5 protein-coding genes are annotated in these 5,487 nt (G+C 62.2%); 3 read left to right on the forward strand and 2 right to left on the reverse strand.

What is annotated here, in order from left to right; all coding sequences use genetic code 11:
- The coding region (locus AC1DSN_RS17600; protein ID WP_477331945.1) for an MOSC domain-containing protein at positions 1–1,564 on the reverse strand (1,564 nt) is incomplete at its 3' end.
- A gap of 167 nt (positions 1,565–1,731) precedes the next feature.
- Here AC1DSN_RS17600 and AC1DSN_RS17605 point away from each other — a divergent pair.
- Positions 1,732–2,640 carry an alpha/beta fold hydrolase gene (locus tag AC1DSN_RS17605; RefSeq protein ID WP_477295506.1) on the forward strand — a complete coding sequence of 303 codons (909 nt, stop codon included), beginning with the start codon at positions 1,732–1,734 and terminating at the stop codon, positions 2,638–2,640.
- Here AC1DSN_RS17605 and AC1DSN_RS17610 read toward each other — a convergent pair.
- Positions 2,633–3,043 carry an NAD(P)H-dependent oxidoreductase gene (locus tag AC1DSN_RS17610; RefSeq protein WP_477331947.1) on the reverse strand — a complete coding sequence of 137 codons (411 nt, stop codon included), beginning with the start codon at positions 3,041–3,043 and terminating at the stop codon, positions 2,633–2,635. The two genes, AC1DSN_RS17605 and AC1DSN_RS17610, sit on opposite strands and share 8 nt — an antisense overlap.
- 67 nt (positions 3,044–3,110) lie before the next feature.
- Between AC1DSN_RS17610 and AC1DSN_RS17615 the strand changes: the two genes are divergently transcribed.
- Together AC1DSN_RS17615 and mgtA are read left to right on the forward strand one after the other, a co-directional pair.
- Positions 3,111–3,494, forward strand: a complete 384-nt coding sequence (locus AC1DSN_RS17615) for a DUF1801 domain-containing protein (protein WP_477295510.1) — start codon at positions 3,111–3,113, stop codon at positions 3,492–3,494.
- A 327-nt stretch (positions 3,495–3,821) separates the two neighbouring features.
- The coding region (gene mgtA / locus AC1DSN_RS17620; RefSeq protein WP_477331949.1) for a magnesium-translocating P-type ATPase at positions 3,822–5,487 on the forward strand (1,666 nt) is incomplete at its 3' end.

Raw genomic sequence — 5,487 nt, forward strand, 5'->3', positions numbered from 1 at the left:
GGCTGGTGTATCGCCCGTTCCAATGCACGCTGAGGCCGCTTCGAACGAAGGTCACCAGCGCACCCTCCGTTGAGGCATCGTCCGGTGGGTGGGGTGCTCGAGGCGCGGTGGGGACGATCCCGGGACGGAGCGCTTCGACGCCGGCGAAGAGTTCCGAGGAGACGTTCGTATCCGGGAATCCTGCGGCGTGAAGGCTGGTCCGTGCTTCCTCCATGAATGCCATGGGACCGCAAAGATAGACATGGGCATCAAGTGGGATAGCGAGCCGATCCAGCGTCGCCAGGGTGATCCGGCCTCGAACGTCATACTCGCGACCGATGCCGTCCGCTTCGCCAGGCTGACTGAATGCAATGAGGCGTATCGCGGGTCCGAGCTGTCGAAGCAAGCCGTCCACTTCGGTGGCGAATGCGTTCTCCTCGCCGCTGCGCGAACCATGAATCCAATAGATCTTCTTTGCGTAGGTTGTCGGATCGCCGGCCAGCTCGCGGAGCATCGCCAGAACAGGAGTGATGCCGATGCCTGCGCTCCAGAAGACCAGTGCATGGTGGTCGGGCCCGAGAACGAAGCTCCCGCGCGGTGCACTGATGCTCAGGCGGTCGCCTTCGTTGATGTGGCCATGCAGGTATTGGCTTCCCTCGCCACCCGCCCGTTTCACTGAGAAACGATACCGGCCCGGCGTGCTTGCGTCGGAAAGCGAATAGCTTCGTATGAGCGGCAATTGCGGGGGAGGCCGCGTCAATCTGACCACGATGAACTGGCCGCCGCGAGCCGGAGGCAGGGCGGGACCCTCGGCCGCTTCGAGTACGAAGGACTTGACCGAGGTACTTTCCGAAACGATCGCTTGCACCGTGACGTCGCGGAAGCCACGCCAGGCCGGTTCAGCGTTCGGCAATCCGGTCAGGCCAGCGTTGCCTGGGGCATGGGGGCCAGCGGCAAGCATCGATTCCAGCGACTCTCGCCAGCCCTTGCTGAGGGCGGGCACACGAATGGCGCGTTCCAGAGCGTCGCGCGGGTGGTCAGTCAGATAGAGCAGGGCGTCGATCTCCGCGACGCTCACGTCGCTGCCCGAGAGCTCTTTCGTAATGACGTCGCCGGTGCCTATGAATCCCTCTTCAATCACGCGGCAGTAGAATCCGGGTCGCTTATGCGAGACCAGTAGCGAAGGCATTCTCGGCTCCTCCAGCCGAAGTCCCACGCGGTAACAGGTGACACGCGGCTGGGTGACCTCAAGCAGGGCGCCGCCCATGCGAAAGCGGTCACCGATGAAAACCTCGCTATCGGCCAGGCCATCGACGGTGAGGTTCTCGCCAAACGAACCCCATGCCATGGGCGGTCTGCCGAGAAACGCCTCCCAGTGCCGATAGGACTCGACCTGATAGACCATGACGGCGCGGTGTTCCCCGCCATGCCCCTGGAGGTCGCCTTGCCCGTCGCCGTCGATGTTGAGCCGGCGCGCCATGACCCGGCCCGTGACCGGCGCCTTCCACACACTGGTGTAGACGACCTGGCCTTGCCACGAAACGTCCTTCGGCAAGCCGACATTCACGGAGACCAGCGTGGCCATGACCGTCACCTCAATGGGCGGACTTACATGGCTTCCATAGTGCGTCGGGTTGGCGTCGTCAATCAAGCCGCACTGTGCGAATCGTCAAAAAGCACGCGAGCGAACAAGCCAGACCCCGGAAGAGTCCGTAGGCTGATACGTGATGTTCACCTCGGAGATCCGTGTCTATGAACGCGCAAGTCAAACCCGTAGCGAACGCCGCCCCCGTCGTGGTGCACCACCGGTTCGCGACCATCGAAGGGCTGAAGATCTTCTACCGTGAGGCGGGCCCGGCGGACGGCCCGGTGGTCCTGTTGCTCCACGGGTTCCCCACCTCGTCGCACATGTTTCGCAACCTGATCCCGCTGCTTGCGGACCGATACCACGTCATTGCGCCGGATTACCCCGGTTACGGCCAAAGCGACATGCCGGACCCGGCCACGTACGCCTACACCTTCGATGGATTCGGCGATATCGTGGAGAAGTTGCTCGCACAGCTCAGCGTGACGTCATTCGCGATGTATGTGATGGACTACGGCGCACCGGTCGGCTGGCGGTTGTTCCTGAAGACACCGGAACGGGTGACGGCTCTCGTCATCCAGAACGGAAACGCTTACGACGAAGGCCTGAAGACGTTCTGGGATCCGATCAAGACGTACTGGAACGATGGCAGCAAGACGAGCAGGGACGCGCTACTCGGACTGGTCACGCTGGAGACGACCATCTTCCAGTACACCGACGGTGTCGACGACAAGACCCGTGTGTCGCCGGATAACTGGATCCACGACCAGGCGCTTCTGGATCGTCCGAAGAATGCGGACGTGCAGATGGATGTCATGTACGACTATCGCACCAACCTTCCGCTATACCCGGCTGTGCAGGAACTGTTCCGCAAGCACCAGCCGCCCACCCTGATCGTCTGGGGTGAGCGCGACTTCATCTTCCCGGCCGACGGTGCGCATCCCTATAAACGCGACCTCAAGGACCTCGAGTTTCATCTGATTCCGACAGGGCATTTCGCCCTGGAAGACCGTGCCGATGAAATGGTGCCGTTGATCCGCAGTTTCCTCGATCGGAAAATCGGCGACGCTAAATAACGTCAGACATCGAGAAATGCGCTTGAAGGGCCGTCTCGGTCGCGTCCCTGGTGGCCGCGACGGCCTCTGTGCCTGCGCCCGTCCCCTCGACGGAAAAGAACCTGAGGTCGTGCAGGCCGATCAGCGCAAGGATGGTCGTGAGGTAGGGCGTCAGGAAGTCGGGCTGGCGTGCGCGCTCACCGGAGAACCGGCCACCAGACGCCACCGCGATGTAGACCGGCCGATCATGCAGCGTGCCGACCTTTCCCGCCGAGGTCATGGTGAAGGTGCGCCGGGCGCGAACGACGTGATCGAGCCATGCCTTGAGTACCGAAGGTACGGTCAGTACGCCGGGTCTCAAACCCAGGGCTCCCGTCGGTACGACCGAAAAGTCGCCAGCGGCCTCTCGCGTGCTCGCGAACACGTTTCGCCCGGATTCCGTCGGCTTCCTCCTCGGCGCCGTTTGACTGTCGTGAGCCAACAGGAGAGACATGGTGAGCCAGGAAAACCCTTCCTTACGCATTGACGAATACATCGCCGGTCTTGCTGACTGGCGCGGTCCGATGTTGGCGCGCCTGCGCAAGGCGATCCTCAAGGCGGATCCGGCTATCGTCGAGGCATGGAAGTGGATGGGAAGCCCCGTGTGGGTTCTTGATGGAAACCTCCTGGTCGGTAACGCGCACAAGGAAAAAGTCAAACTCACCTTTGCCCATGGCGCGGCCCTCGCTGATCCGGACAAACTGTTCAACAACGGCTTCGGCGGCAAAGTATGGCGCGCGATCGATCTCTTCGAGGGCGATACGATTGACGAGAAAGCTCTGACGGCGTTAGTACGAACCGCCGTCGCATTCAATCGTGGGAAGGCGAAAAAGTGACTCACGTTAATGAAGGGCTATCACTCGGTCTCGGCATTCCGGCGTGTCTTCACCGATGACAAAATTTACGGATTCTTTTCGCCGAAGCGGTTGCACGTCACGCCGCGCCATGGAACTCTATTCAAAGCACTCCTGTCCTCCCAGACCAAAGCATATGGACGTCTACCCTAGTCGCAACGTCGGCATCCGCGAGCATCGGATACCGGCGGCGCATAACAACCTGACTGTCTGCGGCAACCGCCTGCGGTCGGCCGGCGCCTTCCTCGACTAGGGAAGTCCGGCCCGCTCCTGACGGCTGCCTGCGGCGCCGTTACAAGGAGATGGGCCATGAAGCTCATTCACGATTACGCACCGGTCCGCGTGTCCGTTGCGATGGAAGCGTTCCTCCATAACGAGGCATTGCTCGCCGCGCTGGACACCAGCGCCGCTGGCCTCGATGAAGCACAGATCGCCCAGCGGCTGGATCGCGACGGCGCGAACGAGGTGTCGCATGAGAAGCCACCGCATGGGTCGCTTCAGCTGCTGCACGCGTTCAAGAATCCATTCATCGTGGTGCTGCTGGTGCTGGCGGGGGTGCAGCTACTGACCGATCGCACGAACCTGACCGGTCCGACGATCATTGCGGCGATGGTATCGATCAGCGTGTTCCTGAGTTTTGCCCAGGAATACCGCTCCTCGAAGGCGGCCGAGAAGTTGAAGGCGATGGTGCGCAACACGGCAACACTGACGCGCCGGGCCGCGGACGGGCACGCGGAGCGAATCGATGTGCCGGTGTCGGAGCTGGTGGCCGGCGACATCGTGCATCTGGCCGCCGGCGACATGGTGCCCGCCGACCTACGCCTGCTGAGCGCGAAGGACCTCTTCATCAGCCAGGCTATCCTCACCGGCGAATCATTGCCTGTGGAGAAGGCTGCACCTTCCCCTCGGGACATCACCGGCGAGACGGGGCCGGGCCCGGAGGACAATCCGCTGGACCTTCCGAGTGTCTGCTACATGGGCACCAACGTCGTCAGCGGCACGGCGACAGCCGTGGTCGTGGCCACGGGGGCGCGCAGCTATCTGGGTTCGTTGGCGCGCAACGTAGTCGGCAAGCGCGTGCAAACGAGCTTCGATCGTGGCGTCAAGAGCGTGAGCTGGTTGCTGATTCGCTTCATGGCGGTGATGGTGCCGATCGTCTTCGTCATCAATGGCGTTGACAAGCACGATTGGTTGCAGGCGTTCCTGTTCGCACTCTCCGTGGCGGTCGGCCTGACACCCGAAATGCTGCCGCTGATCGTGACGGCCAACCTCGCCAAGGGCGCCATCGCGATGTCCCGGCGGAAGGTCGTGGTGAAACGGCTCAATGCGATCCAGAACTTCGGTGCGATGGACGTGTTGTGCACGGACAAGACCGGCACGCTCACCCTGGACAAGATCGTTCTCGAACGCCACATCGACCTCTACGGCGAGGAATCGGACGAAGCCCTGGAGTTTGGCTACCTCAACAGCCGCTTCCAGACCGGACTGAAGAACCTCATGGACAAGGCGGTTCTGGAGCATCGCGACCTCGAGGCCACCGCGGTGCATTTCCACGTCGTTGACGAGATTCCGTTCGACTTCCAGCGCCGCCGCATGTCGGTCGTGGTGAGCGGCGGCAACTCTCAAGATCTGTTGGTGTGCAAGGGCGCGGTCGAGGAGATGCTATCGATCTGTACGCTGGCCAAGGCCGGCGACGACATCCTGCCGATGACCGACGAGCACCGGACTGCGATCAAGGCGATGACGCACCGGCTCAATGAAGACGGCCTGCGTGTGCTGGTGGTGGCGATCAAGTATCAGCCGCCGGCAGGGCGCCCGTATGGCGTGGCAGATGAAAGCGGTCTTATCGCGGTGGGCTGCCTGGCGTTCCTGGATCCGCCGAAGGATACGGCGGGCAAGGCGATTGCCGCGCTTAACCATCACGGTGTCGAGGTGAAGGTCATCACCGGGGACAATGAAGCGGTCACGCGTAAGA

Source organism: Luteibacter sp. P4_D7_3, assembly GCF_056401735.1.

Bases quoted from the DNA above. Each gene is read 5' to 3' on its own strand.
- AC1DSN_RS17605 (WP_477295506.1), top strand. From the start codon at position 1,732: ATGAACGCGCAAGTCAAACCCGTAGCGAACGCCGCCCCCGTCGTGGTG.
- AC1DSN_RS17615 (WP_477295510.1), top strand. From the start codon at position 3,111: ATGGTGAGCCAGGAAAACCCTTCCTTACGCATTGACGAATACATCGCC.